Origin of the sequence: Streptomyces sp. NPDC059037 (assembly GCF_042740015.1) — a bacterium.
In the GTDB taxonomy this organism is placed as follows: domain Bacteria; phylum Actinomycetota; class Actinomycetes; order Streptomycetales; family Streptomycetaceae; genus Streptomyces.
In genome coordinates, this window is record NZ_JBHYIG010000048.1 from 1 (window position 1) to 14515 (window position 14515).

At 68.8% G+C, this 14515-nt stretch carries 13 protein-coding genes and 2 pseudogenes; 6 read left to right on the forward strand and 9 right to left on the reverse strand.

What is annotated here, in order from left to right; translation table 11 throughout:
* Positions 1–94: 94 nt before the first annotated feature.
* Positions 95–3061, reverse strand: a complete 2967-nt coding sequence (locus ACFWY6_RS13180) for a family 16 glycoside hydrolase (RefSeq protein ID WP_384688674.1) — start codon at positions 3059–3061, stop codon at positions 95–97.
* Between the two features lie 491 nt (positions 3062–3552).
* Here ACFWY6_RS13180 and ACFWY6_RS13185 point away from each other — a divergent pair, with 491 nt between their 5' ends.
* Positions 3553–4098: a pyridoxamine 5'-phosphate oxidase family protein gene (locus tag ACFWY6_RS13185; RefSeq protein ID WP_384688677.1), complete on the forward strand. Its 546-nt coding sequence runs from the start codon at positions 3553–3555 to the stop codon at positions 4096–4098.
* 7 nt (positions 4099–4105) lie between these two features.
* Here the strand turns inward: ACFWY6_RS13185 and ACFWY6_RS13190 are convergent, their stop codons facing one another.
* Positions 4106–4993 (reverse strand): sigma-70 family RNA polymerase sigma factor, encoded by an 888-nt coding sequence (locus ACFWY6_RS13190; protein WP_384688679.1) that lies wholly within the window; start codon positions 4991–4993, stop codon positions 4106–4108.
* Positions 4994–5075: 82 nt separating this feature from the next.
* On the opposite strand from ACFWY6_RS13190, the gene ACFWY6_RS13195 reads away from it, so the two are divergent.
* Positions 5076–5525: a carboxymuconolactone decarboxylase family protein gene (locus ACFWY6_RS13195; RefSeq protein ID WP_384688681.1), complete on the forward strand. Its 450-nt coding sequence runs from the start codon at positions 5076–5078 to the stop codon at positions 5523–5525.
* Between the two features lie 12 nt (positions 5526–5537).
* Here the strand turns inward: ACFWY6_RS13195 and ACFWY6_RS13200 are convergent, their stop codons facing one another.
* The 4 genes from ACFWY6_RS13200 to ACFWY6_RS13215 all read right to left on the reverse strand — a co-directional run bounded on the left by ACFWY6_RS13200 (position 5538) and on the right by ACFWY6_RS13215 (position 9212).
* Complete coding sequence (locus tag ACFWY6_RS13200) at positions 5538–6062, reverse strand: ATP-binding protein (RefSeq protein ID WP_384688757.1); 525 nt, start codon at positions 6060–6062, stop codon at positions 5538–5540.
* Positions 6063–6668: 606 nt separating this feature from the next.
* Complete coding sequence (locus tag ACFWY6_RS13205) at positions 6669–7451, reverse strand: carcinine hydrolase/isopenicillin-N N-acyltransferase family protein (protein ID WP_384688684.1); 783 nt, start codon at positions 7449–7451, stop codon at positions 6669–6671.
* Entirely contained in the window at positions 7451–7864 is a 414-nt protein-coding gene (locus tag ACFWY6_RS13210) for a hypothetical protein (protein WP_384688686.1), read from the reverse strand. Before ACFWY6_RS13210 ends, ACFWY6_RS13205 begins: the two co-directional genes overlap by 1 nt.
* Positions 7865–8033: 169 nt before the next feature.
* Entirely contained in the window at positions 8034–9212 is a 1179-nt protein-coding gene (locus ACFWY6_RS13215; protein ID WP_384688689.1) for an acyl-CoA dehydrogenase family protein, read from the reverse strand.
* 485 nt (positions 9213–9697) lie between these two features.
* On the opposite strand from ACFWY6_RS13215, the gene ACFWY6_RS13220 reads away from it, so the two are divergent.
* From ACFWY6_RS13220 to ACFWY6_RS13230, 3 genes and pseudogenes are all read left to right on the forward strand, one after another.
* Positions 9698–10318, forward strand: a complete 621-nt coding sequence (locus ACFWY6_RS13220; RefSeq protein WP_384688692.1) for an RNA polymerase sigma factor — start codon at positions 9698–9700, stop codon at positions 10316–10318.
* Positions 10311–11297, forward strand: a complete 987-nt coding sequence (locus ACFWY6_RS13225; protein WP_384688695.1) for a CU044_5270 family protein — start codon at positions 10311–10313, stop codon at positions 11295–11297. The genes ACFWY6_RS13220 and ACFWY6_RS13225 overlap by 8 nt, the downstream gene beginning before the upstream one ends.
* A 319-nt stretch (positions 11298–11616) precedes the next feature.
* Positions 11617–11799 (forward strand): annotated as a pseudogene (locus ACFWY6_RS13230) (dihydrofolate reductase family protein); the annotation flags it as partial.
* 166 nt (positions 11800–11965) lie between these two features.
* Here the strand turns inward: ACFWY6_RS13230 and ACFWY6_RS13235 are convergent.
* Both ACFWY6_RS13235 and ACFWY6_RS13240 read right to left on the reverse strand, forming a co-directional pair.
* The gene (locus ACFWY6_RS13235) at positions 11966–13150 is read right to left on the reverse strand and encodes a MalY/PatB family protein (protein WP_384688698.1); all 1185 of its coding nucleotides are present in this window, start codon (positions 13148–13150) and stop codon (positions 11966–11968) included.
* 72 nt (positions 13151–13222) lie between these two features.
* Positions 13223–13354 (reverse strand): annotated as a pseudogene (locus ACFWY6_RS13240) (ABC transporter ATP-binding protein); the annotation flags it as partial.
* Between the two features lie 61 nt (positions 13355–13415).
* On the opposite strand from ACFWY6_RS13240, the gene ACFWY6_RS13245 reads away from it, so the two are divergent.
* Positions 13416–13940 carry a hypothetical protein gene (locus ACFWY6_RS13245; protein WP_384688701.1) on the forward strand — a complete coding sequence of 175 codons (525 nt, stop codon included), beginning with the start codon at positions 13416–13418 and terminating at the stop codon, positions 13938–13940.
* Positions 13941–13991: 51 nt separating this feature from the next.
* Here the strand turns inward: ACFWY6_RS13245 and ACFWY6_RS13250 are convergent, their stop codons facing one another.
* A complete protein-coding gene (locus ACFWY6_RS13250; protein WP_384688704.1) occupies positions 13992–14468 on the reverse strand; it encodes a hypothetical protein in 477 nt (158 codons plus the stop codon).
* Positions 14469–14515 lie beyond the last annotated feature (47 nt).

The following is a 14515-nucleotide window of genomic DNA, read 5'->3' on the forward strand; positions in this document are numbered from 1 at the left end:
CTCCGGGTCGTGCCTTGACGGCCCGGAGAGCACCGGATCGATCGGTCCTCTCGTTCAGTGCTCTGGTTCAGTGCTCTGGTTCAGTGCTCTGGTTTCAGTCGACCGGTTCGATCCAGATATTGCGGAAGCGGACCTTGTTGCCGTGGTCCTGCAGCCGGATCGCTCCGGTTGCCGTGGATTCGGGATCGCCCGCGCCGGTCGGGCCGTCGACGGCCACGTCGTCGTGGACCTTCTTGCCGTTCCACACCACGGTGATCCTGGCGTCGGCGGTTTTCTTTCCGTCGGCGTCGAAGCGTGCGGCGCGGAAGGTGATGTCGTACGTCTGCCAAGTCTCGGGCGCGGTCGAGGCGTTGTGGTCGGCGGCCTTCTTGTTGTAGATGGACGCGGCTTCGTTCGCGGCGAGTTTCTCCACTCCGTACGAGTCGAGTATCTGGATCTCGTAGCGTTCCTGGAGGTAGATACCGCTGTTGCCGCGGTCTTGTCCGGTGACGTCGTCGGGCAGTTTTGGTACGCGGAATTCGGCGTGCAGTTTGAAGTCGCCGAAGGCCTGTTTGGTGCGGATGTCCCCGCAGCACACTTCGATCGACTTCTCTGCCGTGTGCGGCCATTCGACGCTGCGGCCGTCGGTGTGCTGCCAGGCGGTGGAGGTGCTGCCGCCGGAGAAGAGGTCGATGCGGCTGCCCGGCCGGCGTACCTCGATCATGTCGAGGTTGACGTTGCCGGTGTCTTCGGGCCGGTAGGCGTACGTGATGGTGTTGTGGCCTTTGCGCAGGGCGAGTTGCTCGGTCTTGGTCGACCAGCGCTTCCAGGTCTCGGTCGAGGGGAGGCTCGTCTGGCGCGCCTTCCCGCCGTTCACGCTGACGCCGAGGGTCTTGGTGCCGGCCGAGGGGTGGGGGCCGTTGGCGTAGCGCAGGCCCACGGTGTAGGTGCCCTTGGCGGGGGCCTCGACGTCGAAGGTGACGGACGCGCCGGGGTCCTTGATGCCGTCGACGAAGCCGCCGCCGGTGTAGCCGGCGTGCTCGGTGTCGATGTCCGCGCCGCCGGACAGCCGCGCCGACTCGGCGTCGTAGGAGGTGACCGGCTCGTCGTGGCCCGGGCGTGCGTTGAGCGTGTACCAGGCCTCGGTGGACCAGAGTTGCTCGTCGTCGGTGGAGGAGAAGGGGCGTGGTGAGCGCACATGCACCACCCGGTTGCTCTTGAGGCCGGGGATGGTCAGGTGGACGGTGCGGCGGTCATCCGAGACGCGGGCGCCGGTGACGGGCAGGGCTTCCTCGTCGACCTTGGGGCCGCCGTAGGCGGGGGTGGGGGCGTAGCGCCACTGCTCGACGGAGTAGGCGCCGCTGGTCAGTTTCTCGACGGTCTTGTCCGACAGCGGTTTGGTGTAGGTGAGTTTGAAGCCGTCGCGGGTGGCGCGCATGGTCTTGATGTCGAAGGCGGTCTTGCCGTTCGGGGTGAGCTTTTGCAGGCCGAAGCGGAGTTTGCCTTCTTGCCCCCAGTTGCCGTCGGCGCCGAGCCCGCCGGTGTAGATGGCCCCGTCGGGCCCGGTGGAGATGCGGGTGATGCCGGATTCCAGTCCCTGGGTGTGCCGGAAAACGGCGCCCTGGAACTCGCCGTCGACCTTCTCCAGGTCGGCGCGCTGCAGCCCGCCGTAGGTGACGTCGCCGAACATCAACTGCCCGGCGAAGGGCCCCTTCTCCACGGTCATGGGAGTGCTGGGGGAGTTGGCGATCTCGTTCTGCGGCAGCCACAGCACCGGCTTGGTGACGCTCTTGTCGTCGAACGGTCCGTCAGGATTGGTGTAGTGGTTGAAGAACCGGTCCTGCTTGATGTGTACGAGTTTCGAGGCGGGCAGCCAGCCGCCCTGGTTGTCGGTGACGAACAGTTCGTTGTCCGGTCCGCGACCGATGCCGTTGGGGGTGCGCAGACCACCCGCCAGGTAACTGACCTTCCCGCTCGCCTTGTTGACCTTGATGGTGGTGCCGCGGTTGGCGGCGGGCTGCGGATCGGTCGTCGCGCCGCCGTAGTTGATGGCGACGGACAGATTCAGATAGAAATTCCCGTCTTCGTAGAGCAGCCCGAAGGCGAACTCGTGGAAGTTCCCGCCGTAGGGCCACTCGGCGATCTTCCGCGTCTCGCCCGCGTCGTTGTCCCCGTCGATGTCGCCGAGCTCGGTCAGCTGATGCTTCTCGGACACATACAGCTTCCCGTCCACGTACTTGATGCCCATCGGCTCCTTGAGCCCGTCGGCGATCTTCTTGTACGTGACCTTGTCAGGACCGGTGTCGCCGGTGACGTTGTCCAGGACGTACACCTGGCCCTTGGTCTCCTGGCTGCCGCCCCAGGTGGTCACCGCGAGCCGGCCGTCGGGCAGCCAGTCCATCGCGGAGACCTGCGGCTCAAATCCCTTGGGGCGCAGGTCGGTCAGGGTGTAGCCGGGGTTGACGGACTTCAGCGGCAGACCGTCACCAGGCGTGTCGTAGCTGCCCTCGCACTCTTTGCGGCCGGGCGCGGTGACCCGCACCACGCCGGCGTCGGTGCTGAGCACGGAGTTCGGTACGAGGGTGAAGGCGTCGGCGCCGGGCGGCTTCCACTGCAGGGTGACCTGCTGGTCGTAGCTGCGGTCGAAGTGGTCGATGCGCAGGGGGTGGTAGCCCGGCGTGAGCGTGATCTCGCCGTCCTTGGGCTCGGCGCCGTGTAGTCCGTCGTGATCGACGACCTTCTTGTCGCCGATGAAGAGACGGGAACCGTCATCACTGATCAGCCGGAAGGTGTACGCGCCGTCGGCGGGGACGTTGATGTTGCCGGTGATCTGCGACACGAAGTTGTCGCTGAACCCGAAGCCTTCGGTGGAGGACCAGTCGACGGTGGGGATCAGCTTGTCGACGTTGGGGGTCTGGGCGGGTTTGAGGTCGCAGAGCTTGCTGAGCGGCGACTGGATGTCGAACACCCGGAGGGTGACGCCGGGTTCCTGCGGCGGCAGGTCGGCGAAAGGTTTCCGGCCGGTGTCGGCGTCGGTGTCGGCACCGGCGGTGCTCGGCGAGGTGAGCGCGCCTCCGGCCATAAGCAGCCCGAGGAGGATCCCGGTGGCTCTACGCCGTCTCAGACGCGTACGCCGTCGGATGCGGGATGGGAACGTGGGGCGCGTGGTGCGCGTGGGGTGCTCATGAGGTGGCGTCACTCTGTCTCCTGCTGCGCGCTGCGAGGCGGCCCGGGCCGCCTCGGCCGCCCGCGTCCGCGGAGTGGAGTTCCTGCACATACCGGTGGTGCGGGCGGCGGCATTCGGCCGCGCCTTGCACTGACTTCCGTACGAGAGCGACGCCCAGCGTACGAAGCGGGCCTCGCGTCGTCCATGCTTTGTCCTCAGAAAGGAGAAACTGGCCGGGAGTTGGCGCACCGACGGCTCCCGCCGTTCCTGTAGTGCGCGGTGATGACACGACCAGTGCGCGGTGACGACACGGCCTGGATGCGCCGTGCTGCGCCCCGCCGGGCCTGCGCGCCGTCGGGCGCCGGACTGCGTAGCCTTCGTTTCAAGAAGAGGGAAAGGAGTTCCGCATGACGCCGAAGCAGCCCAGGACCGAGCTCGACGCCCGCTACAGCTCCGCGCTCAACCCGCGCCCGGGAGCGGAGAACGTCACCGCCACCGACTGGGCCGAGGCCCAGCGCGGGTTGCGGGTCGCCGAGGTCTTCTGGATCACCACGGTCCGGCCGGACGGCCGGCTGCACGTCACGCCGCTGATCGCCGCCTGGCACGACGGGGCACTGCACTTCAGCACAGGGCCGGGCGAGCAGAAGGCGAAGAACCTGGCCGGCAATGCCCACTGCGTACTCACCACAGGGCGCAACTCACTCTCCGAAGGCCTCGACATCGTGGTCGAGGGCACGGCGGAACGGGTGACGGATCCGGCGCGGCAGGACGAGGTCATCGCCGCGTTCGAGGAGCAGTACGGGGACCACATCACCTCGCCGCAGGGGACCTTCTACGGCTTCGGTGACAGTATCCGCAAGGGCAACGACCTGCTGTTCGCGGTGGCACCCGGCACGGCGTACGGCTTCGGGCACGACGGCCAGGTGTTCAGCCACACCCGCTACACCTTCTAGCAGCAATTCAAGCCGGATCCGGCAGGTCCATCAGCGCGAGCCTGGCCGGGGCGACCACGACCGTGATGTCGCTGATCCGGCCGTCGACGACGCTGAACGCGAGGACCGAGAGCGGAGTGCCGTCCTCGTGCCAGGAGACGATCCCCGGAAGGCCGTTGACGAGCACCGCCCGCCCCTGTGCGGCCGCGCCGGCGGACAGTTGCGCGCCCGATGCGACCTTGGTGGCGCCGAGGGCCACGACCACGCCGGAAGGGGTGTCGACGGTCAGTTTCACCTCGGGGTCGAGTACCCGCAGCAGCTCCTCGAAGTCGCCGCGACGAGCCGCCGCGAGGAAGGCCTGAACCACCTCTCGCTGCTCCCGTCCGACGCCGGTCGGCCGCTCAAGCGCCCGTACCTTCCTGCGGGCGCGGCTGGCGAGCATCTTGGTCGCGGCGGTGGACTTGCCGAGGATCTGGCCGATCTCGACGAACGGCACCGCGAACAGGTCGTGCAGCACGAACGCGAGGCGTTCGCTCGGCCCGAGCGACTCCAGGACGACGAGCAGCGCGAGCCCGACCGAGTCGGCGAGCACCGCGTCGTCCTCGGGAGCAGGACCGTCGTCGAGCGTCACCACGAGCTCGGACAGGCCCTCGTCGTAGGACGCCTCCGGGCGGGCCTGGCGAGATCGCAGGACATCGAGGCTGATCCGGCCGACCACCGTGGTCAGCCAGCCGGCGAGGTTGTGGATGGTCGCCGCGTCCTGGCGGGAGAGACGCAGCCACGCCTCCTGGACCACGTCCTCGGCATCCGCGTGCGATCCGAGCATGCGGTGGGCGACCGCGCGCAGCCGGTCGCGCTGGGCCTCGAACGCCTCGTACGCCTCGGCCATCGGGTCCGTCGGACTGGTGTCGGACATCTGGTTACCTTCCTCGGCTCTGCTCCGTCGTGGGTATGACGGGCCCGAAGGGGCGCAGGTAACCGATGAAGGAGCAGCACCGATGGAAGCACGTGTGACAAGCCCGGCGAACCCCGACGTGATCACAGCGATCCAGCACCTCTACAAGGCGATTCACGCCGGGGGCGCCGACAAGCACCTGCTGTCGCTGATCCATCTGCGTACGAGCCAGATCAACGGCTGCAGCCCGTGCGTCTTCGCCTCGATCGAGGCGGCGAAGAAGGCCGGTGAGACAGACGAGCGGCTGCACAACGTGGTCGCGTGGCGCGAGACGCCCTTCTACACCGACCAGGAACGTGCGGCCCTCGCCCTGACCGAGGCCGCCACCCGGCTCCAGGACGGCGCACCGGGCGTGACCGACGAGATCTGGGACGCCGCCGCCGATCACTTCGGCGAGGAGCAGCTGAACGCGATCATCCTGGAGATCGCGCTGACCAACTTCTTCAACCGGATCAACCGCACGATCGGAGAGCAGGCCGGCAAGACCTGGTGAGCCGGGCGGCCCTCAACTCTTGACCGCCTCTGCGATCTGCTGGGCGGCCTGGGCGGGCGTGAGGTGCGTGGTGTCGACGACCTCGGCCTCACTGTGCAGCCAGGTGCGGGCTGCCTCGGCGTAGGGCTTGAGGTATTTGAGGCGGAAGGGGGAGTTGGGGCCAAGATCCGTGTCTCCCGCGATGCGCCCGCGGAGGGTGTCCTGGTCGGCGTGGAGGACGAAGTGCCGTACAGGGATGGCATGGTGGGCTAGGCCTGTGCTGATCTCGCGCCAGTACTCCTCGACCAGGACCGTCATGGGCATCACCAGAGTGCCGCCGGTGTAGTCGAGCACGCGGCGGGCGGTCTCGACGACGAGCGGCCGCCACGGCGGCCAGTGCTGGAAGTTGTCCGTCCCGGGCAGCCCCGGCGTGATGTCCATGAGCGTCTCGCCGACCTTCTCGGCGTCGAACACCCGTGAATCCGGGATCAGTTGCTGCACGAGCGCACTGGTCGTCGTCTTGCCTGCGCCGTGGGTGCCGTTGAGCCATACGATCATGGGACCCAACGCTAGCGCTGTGCCGGCCTCGGGGGCGGACGCGGCGGAGATCCGGATGGGTTTCGGCTTGCCCGGGATGGTGCCGACGTTTTCGGGGCGGATGACGAAGCCGGTCGGGCCGTCCGGGCGGTAGAGCCGGGCGAATTCCCCGGCGGCGTCGCGGTATCCGGGATCGGCCAGGGTGTCGGCGACGTTCGGTGTGGATCGGCCACGCAGGACGTCGAGTAGGCGCAACGGGTAGGTGGCCAAGGGCCCCTTCAGCCCGGTGCAGTCCGGGCCCCGGTCGCCGGGCAGGGGCGCGTCGGGCGGTCCGTACGGGGCGCGGGCCAGCGGGCCGCCCCGATAGTCGACGAGCAGCTGGGCCTCGCGGATCATCACGGTCCGCGGATCGTCGGGGTCGGCCTCGATGCCGTGGGTGGCGTGCCGCACGGTCCGGCCGACGACCTCCACGCCGACTGGGCGACGCTCGGCGTCGTAGCTGGTGAGCAGGGCGGGCCGCTCGCGTCCAGGCCACCCAGCACCGCGCACCGGCCTGAGCTGCGGGGGCTTTGCCGGCGAAAGCACTCACTCACGGCCAGCGCCGAGGTGATCCTTCACGAAGGGCGGTCAGAACCAACCAGTCGGCCGATTCTGAGCATCAGAGTCGGACACACCCAGCTCGTCCGTGGGTCGGGCTCGGTCAGTGACGAGCATGGTGCCTCGGATGAAGGCCGACAACGCGAGCTGTCCGGTCTCCCCGCTGCGGCCGCGCAGCGTGACGCTTCCACTGGACAGGTCGGCGATCAGGGTGCACAAGGTCATGAGCGGGTCGGCACCTGCCGCTGTGCGGTGCACGCCGTGCGGCAGAGGGGCCGAGGTGAGTGGTTCCATGAACCAGGGGGTGGCGGGGGCTCCGCCGGGCGGTTCAAGGGCTGCCAGAGCCCGGCCGCGGGCCAGGCTCTCCTGGTAGCGGGAGGCGTGGGCGCGGGCCGCCGGGCTGTCACCGAGGAGCGCTGGGGCATCGGCGGGGTCGGACCGGTGGCGCAGGTGGTTGGTGTGCCAGCGCAGAGGCTGAGTGGGCCCCGCCTCGGTCACCGTGACGTGACCGGCGACGGCTTCCACCACGGCGACCCGGCCGCTGGCGCGTTCGCCGATGGTGTAGGCGTAGCCGCCGGCGCTGGGATGGGCGCGCAGATGGGCCACGGCGGCGTCCAGTGTCGGCGCCTGTTGCATGGCCCTGGCGACGAAGTGCCGCCCCGCGCCGGTGAGGCCGGGGCGTACGACGGGGATGTGGTTGACACCCCAGACCAGGCCGTCGCCGGTGGCAGTGAATGCGTTCGCGGTGAGAAATCCGGGATACCACAAGGCGGTCACCGGGGCCTGCCCATCGATGGCCAGCGTGACAAGCATCAAGTGACCGTCGCCGGCGGAGAGCCGTCCTCGTTGTGTGCCACGAACGCCGTCTCAGACCGCCAGCCCAGATCGCTGCACCCAGTGCCGTCCTCCACGCCGAGATCCCCCCGCAGGTTCATCACCAGCAGTTCCTCGAAGTCGACGCCGCTTCCGTCGGCCAGCGCTGCGAGCTCTGCCAGCTGAGGTCCGCAACTGCGGCTCGTGGCCCCCACAAGCCGTCCGAAGTGCTCCTTGCCCGCGGCACTCCACAGCCACCTCTGCAGGCCGTCGTCCTCGTCGGGCGAATCCACAAGTTTCCGGACACTGTCCCGTGCGGCTGCCCCGAGCGCATGGAACACCTCTCGGCCTGCTCCGCTCACCACGAGCCAGCGCAGCCCCGCCAGTTCCTGCTCCCGCATGTATACGGCCATGCCCCTGCCCCCTTGTCTGTGCCCACCGCATCCTGCCCGCCGCGCACGCGTCGCACGCCGCGCCGGGCGACCAGAACCACCCTCCAACTGCTGACTTGGCGCTGGCTGGCCTGGACGCGGGCCGGCCTCAGGTGGTCGGGGCCCCGCTCGCCGGCCCCGGATGGTCAGGTCAGGTCAGGTCGAGGAAACTCCACCGGGCATCGGGCTGGGCGCCGCTCAGCCACTTGCCGCAGTTCTGGAGCACGACCGGGCTCGACGTGATGTGCTGCGTGCCCGTGCCGAGGTCGCGCAGGAAGCGGTCGATGGGGCCGCGGCGGATCGCCGCCGAGCCGGCCCAGCGGTGCACGGTGCGGCCCACCTCGTACACGGTCGAGGTCGTGTGATGGAGCACGAGACGGATCAGGGTGTCCTGCTCCGTGCTCGGCAACTCACCCTGGTCCAGGGTCTGTTCGACGTCCTGCCAGACGTCGTTCACCCAGGCCCGGGCTGCCCGAAGCCTGGCCTCCGCCGTCGCGTACTCGGCGTGGAACTGCGAGGTGTCGACCGCGGCGCCCCGCGAACCGGTCCGCGCCGCGGCGATCCGCTTCAGCTCGTCCAGGAGCCGCCGGCCGACGCCGAGGGCCCAGCCCGTGTGCCCGATCGCTGACATGTTGACCAGGCCGAGGCGGTAGACGGCGCCGCCGTTGACCGGGGTGTCCGTGGTCGCGACGTAGGTGTACTCGTGCGGTACGTACACATCGGTGCAGTGGTAGTCGATGCTGTGTGTCGCGCGCAGCCCGAGCACGTCCCAGTTGCCGTCCAGGGTGACCTGCGACTTCGGCATCGCGAGGACCCGCAGCTCACCGGTGCCCTCGACCTGGATCGCACTGTGGATGTGGGTGGCGTGCGCCATCCCGGAGGCGAACTGCCACTGGCCGCTGACCCGGTAGCCGCCCTCCACCGGGACGGCCCGGCCGGGGCGTGTGCCGTGCCCGGAGAGCAGCGCGTACTTCCCGTTCGGCACGTCGGGGAACAGTTCGGCCGCCGCGTCCCCGGCGAGGTACGCCGCGGTGGTCCCGGTCATCATCTGCAGTGCGAACATGGTCCACCCGGCCGCGGCGTCGTGGTAGCTCACCCGCTCCGCCGTCTCGATCAGCTGCCGGGGCGCGAACTCGTATCCGCCCAGGCTCAGCGGGAGCTCGGCCCGTACGATCCCCGTGTCCAGCAGAGCCCGCGCCGTGTCCTCCGGCAGTCTCCCCAACTCCTCGGCGGCATCGGCCCGTTCATCGAGCATCCCGCCGAGCGCGTCGATCCGCTCCAGCACCCCCGCCAGTTCCGCACTGACATGCAGCCGGCCCTTGCCGCCCATGAAATTCCTCCCCCTGTGGCCTGTTTCCCGATCGTCTCACGTACGTCTCGCGCACCCGTCCGGCAGCCCGGCCCGGTCCGGAGGCTCCAACTCGCAGAAACGGCCGTGCCATTGAGTTGGCTGGGCAGGGCAGTACCTGAGATGGCTGACCTGGTCCGTTTCCCTGCATTCGCCGCACGATGGCCGCAACCATGATGCGCTGAGGACGTGGAGAGCCGGCTGCGAGTTGGGTCGGCCAGGCGCCGGACGGCGTATGTGCTGGTCTTCGCCGTCTTTGCTGATGGCGCTGATGGTGGAGTGCGGGTGGTGCACGTGCGGCTTGCCGGGCCACGCACCACGAACCATGATCACCTCGTGCTCAAGAGCTGCTTTCGATACACGCTCCGGGGGCCAGGAGCCCGAGGGAACTCGCCAGGGGCGAGCGGCGAAGGAGAGATGAAAGCCCAAACCTTCGAAGCATGTTCCCTTGAACGAGAGGAGCCCCGATGACCGTCGAGCCGCCAGGCGTCCGCACGGGGGCGGAGAGTGATGCCTCGGTGATTGCGCGGTCCCGGGACGAGCCCGAGGCATTCGCTGTGCTCTTCGACCGATACGCGGAAGAGGTACATCGCTACTTGGCTCGCAGGCTCGGCGGCGAGCCGGCCGACGACCTCATGGCGGAGACCTTCACCACTGCTTTCCAGCATCGGCACCGTTACGACCCCTCGCGAGCCACGGGCGACGGCGCCCGGCCCTGGCTGTTCGGCATAGCGACCAATCTGGTCGGCCGACACCGGCGGGCCGAGGCGCGCCGCTTCAAAGCCCTGGCCCGCATCCCGGCTCCGGCCGATCACGAGGAGCCGCTGGCCGACCGTGCTGCGGCCCGGGTGGGGGCGCAGGCCGTAGGCCGCGAGCTGGCAGCGGCACTGGCCGCACTGCCCGCGCGGCACCGGGACGTGCTGCTGCTGGTTGCGTGGGGCGGTCTCGGCTACGAGGAGGTGGCCCAGGCACTCGGTGTCCCCATCGGCACGGTCAGATCACGGCTGCACCGGGCTCGCGGCAAGCTACGCGAAGCGCTGGGCGGATCCGATCCAACGACACTGCGAGAGGTATCCGGCCATGAGTGACGAACTCGAACTCCTGCGGGACTGGGACGCGGACGCGGCCCCGCTCACCGAACCGGCCCGGGCGAAGGCCCGCCACCGACTGCTGAACACGATGGCGCGCGCGGAACGGCGCACCGACGCCGCCCCCAGCCGCCGCCACGCGCTCCGCCTCGCGACAGCCGCCGTGGCCGCTGTGGCGGTGACGGGAACGGCGGTACTGATCACCGAGGGCGGCGCAGACGAGGGCGGTCGCCCCGACCGTGCCGACCGCCGATCGGGCACGGCGACCCCGCGGATGGGCAACGTCAGTGCCGCAACGGTACTGAACGGGGCAGCAGCGCAGACGGGCAAGCACGAGAAGACCGTGGCGCCGCGCGACGACCAGTTCATCTACTCGAAGCGGGTCATCAAGGAGACGGAGCGCAAGACCGGCGCGGTCAAGACCTACGAGGACGTGAACTGGGACTCGGTGGACGGCTCCAAGCGCTCCTTGACCATGGAACTCGGCCGGGTGATCTGGGAGGAGCCCATGGGGAAGGGCGAGGGCGTGTGGCCGCCCCGGGAGTGGAGCAAGCTGAAGAAGCTGCCCACCCACCCGAAGAAGCTCATCCCGAAAATCATCGGCGTCGGAACGTCCAGCAAGCCGATCAGCGACTTCACCACACACGATTGGTACGACGCCTACTTCATGCTCGGCGAGCTCCTGAAGTGGCCGGTGCTGCCCCAGGGACTGCGTCCGGCCGCGTACGAGGCGCTGGCCCTGGTGCCCGGGGTCAAAGCGATTCCGGGGGTGAAGGACTCTGCCGGGCGCACTGGGGTGGGGATCGCTTACCCCAAGAGTCCGTTCGCGAAGGGCAAGTACCTCATCTTCGATCCGGAGTCCTATGAGTTCCTGGGCTTCCGGGACGAGCGGACATCGGCGTCCGGCGACAAGACGTACATCCAGTTGTCGCACGTGGTGGACTGGGCGATCGTGGACCGCTTGAAGCAGCGCCCCTAGCCTTGCCGTTTCTTTCGGGTGTGGCTGTCGTCGATACGGAAGCGCGAAAGTGCCTTACTGACCTGGGACTCCAGACGGAGGGCACCTTCTCGCCACATCGGTTCTGAACCGGGCAACGCCGCCCGAGCGCTTCCTCCGGGATCTGGCGGTTGACGGAACCGGCCGACAGACCGGCCGATCGATGAGTTCAGGGTCGCGCGGACGTCACAGCCCATGCAGGACCGCCGACAGGCTGACGCGCCCGTACCCGAAGGAGACGCATGGCAAAGCTCATCTACTCGATGATCACCTCGCTCGGCGGCTACGCCGAGGCGGCGGAGGTCCGAACCTCGCGGCCCAGGCGATCGCGGCCGGCCTGGTGGACGAGTACCACCTGTTCATCACCACGAGCGTGGTCGGCGGCGGCAAGCGGTTCTTCCCCGAAGGCGTGCGCCTCGACCTCGAGTTGGTCGAGGAGCGCGCCTTCGACAGCGGACTGATCTACGCGCCCTACCGGACCCGCCGAGCCGCAGGCACGGAGCGGGGCGCCAGCGCGTTATCGGCAGCACCAAGGGCTACATCCTGGCCGTCCGGGGGGCCACTTCGGGCAATCGTCCGGCTCGTTCGTGCAGCAGTCCCTCGGCGGCGACCCTGCCTGCCAGGGCCTCTTGCGGCGGTGGCGCCCGCGCTCAGACGACGGCCGAGGCCATCCGCCGGACCGCCTCGGTGATCACTGCCGGCGAGGCGGCCACATTGAGGCGGACGAAGCCCTCGCCGCCGGTTCCAAAGGCTCTCCCGGAGTTCAGGGCGACGCGGCCGCGCTGCAGGAAGGCCTCGGCCGGGTCGCGATCCAGGCCCAGCTTCCGGCAGTCCAGCCAGGCCAGGAAGGTGCCCTGGGCGGGCGTGTAGCCGATGGCGGGCAGGTGCTCGGCCAGCAGAGCGGCCAGTAGCCGACGGTTGTCATCGAGGCCGGAGAGCAGAGCGTCGAGCCAGTCGCCTCCGTCCCGCAGGGCCGCGGTGTGGGCGATGATGCCGAGATGGCTGGGGCCGTGGCTGACCTCTTCGGGGATACGGGCGAGGTCGTCGGCGGCTTCGGGGCCCGCGATCGCGAGGGCGGCCTTGAGCCCGGCCAGGTTCCAGGCCTTTGACGCCGACATCAGGGACAGCCCGTTCTCCGCTCCAGGCACGCTCAGGAAGGGGACGAAAGAAGCGCTCGCCGCCACGATCGGGGCATGGATCTCATCCACTACGACGCGCACGCCATGCTCCCGTGCCAGGCGCGCGACCCGCGTCAACTCGGCGGCGGTGTGCACGGTCCCGGTCGGATTGTGCGGGCTGCACAGCAGATACACCGGCCGGTTCGCTCCCTGCGCCGATCGCTGGAACACGTCCTCCAGCACGGCGAAGTCGATCCGCAGGCCTGGCCCCAGGGGCGCCTCGACGACGGGCCGGTCCAGGTTTCCGACGAACTGGTAGAAGGGCGGGTACACGGGACAGTTGACGATGACGGGGTCGCCGGGCTTGGAGGTCAGTTTGAGCATTTCGACGATGCCGAGCATCACATCGGGCACGATCGCCGTGCGCTCGACGGACAGCCCGTCCCACCCCCACCGTTTGCGGGCGAATTCGCCCAGCGCATCGGCGTAGGCCGTCCCGGCGGGATAGCCGGTGTCACCGAGCGCCACGGCGTCCGTGATCGCCTCGGCGACCGGCTCCGCCAGCGGGACATCCATCTCGGCCACCCACAGCGGCAGCACGTCGTCCGGATACGTACGCCACTTCATGCTCGTACGACGCCGCAGCTGCTCCAGCGAGAGCCGAAGCAGCGGATTCGCGCCGTCCGGCACAACGAGATCACGCGACACATTCTCCATACGTCAAAAGTAGGCAGGCCCAAGCGGATTGCTGCTCACTTCGACGCGATCAGACGTCACCCCATGGCGCCTGGCGATCCACGCCCGCTGCCGCCGGCCGCCGCCCGACAGCTCGTCCACCGGACGCCCCGCCAGGTCGAGGACGTCCGTGGCGAGCAGCGCGTCGGCGACGCGGGCTGCCCACCGCCCGCCGCGTCGAGGGAACCCTCAATGCCATCCGAGCTATGTTCCGTTTCGGGCCGATCGCAGAACCGGAGGGAACGCCATGGCGCAGCACCTGGGGCCGCTGGGACTGATGGGGGACCGATGGGTGATCGGGGACCCGAACCGCAAGGACGGCCTGCATGTGGTTCTCACGCCGGAGGGCCTCCAGCACTGCGGCGCGAGCGAGCCGGTGCCTCGGTCTGTCACCCCGTGGTCCCGGTTCGTGGAACTGAAGGCGCGGGTCGGCTACCGGAACTGGCACCTCACCCGCTTCGGGGGCCTCGTCGGCTCCTTCGCACCCGGCTCGGACATGGGCCGGGACGGCTGTTCCCTGTACGGCATCCTGCGCCACCCCTATGAGCACTGGTCGGTGCGGTACACCCACCACGAGGGCCGCTACACAGGCGGCCACGCCATCGTGCTGAAGGCTCTGTTCGACCAACTCGCAGAGGCGAAAGCGCTGGACCGGCTCGGCGATCCCGAGTGGCTGGCTGCGGCGGTCGCGAAGCTGTCGTCCTACACCTCTTGGTACGCCCCCCAGGGCAACCGTCTGGTGAAGGAGACCCTCCAGAGCCTCGGCATCTGAGTGGTCTGAGAGCCCATCCTTGGACCTCAGTTGATCTCATTGACGCGCCGGCTACGACGGCCAGATGACCAGGCCGTCACGCACTACCAACGGCTTGGGCTGCCGCTCCTCGTAGAACCGGGTCCACCCCAGGTTGACGCTGCCATCGGGGTTTCGGTGAAAGTCACCCGCCTTGTTCGCGAGCCACGTGAGGAGTTCACCAGCGGCCTCGAAGGCGTCAGGGTGGATCTCCTGACGACTGGTCAGGGCCCAGGCGTCACGTCGGGTGTCCTGCTTGTGCAGCAGGACCGAGACAAGGGCACCGTCTACCTTGGCGGCCTCGCCGTGGTGGCCCAGAAGAGGCTCAGGATGATCCTCGACGACGAGTTCCCCGTGATCGTCCTCCACCACAAACGGAAAATTGGGCACGATGCGGAGGACCTCGGGTTGGGGACCCAGCCCGAGGTGCCAACGGAGCTCGGCGAGCTCCTCTTCCGACAGTTCGTCGCGCAGGTCCAGCGTCAGCATGAGTTCAAAGATGTCAGCCACAGGCGCACACGCTAGGGCCTGTCCGGTGGGTCTTGGGGTGCTTGGAG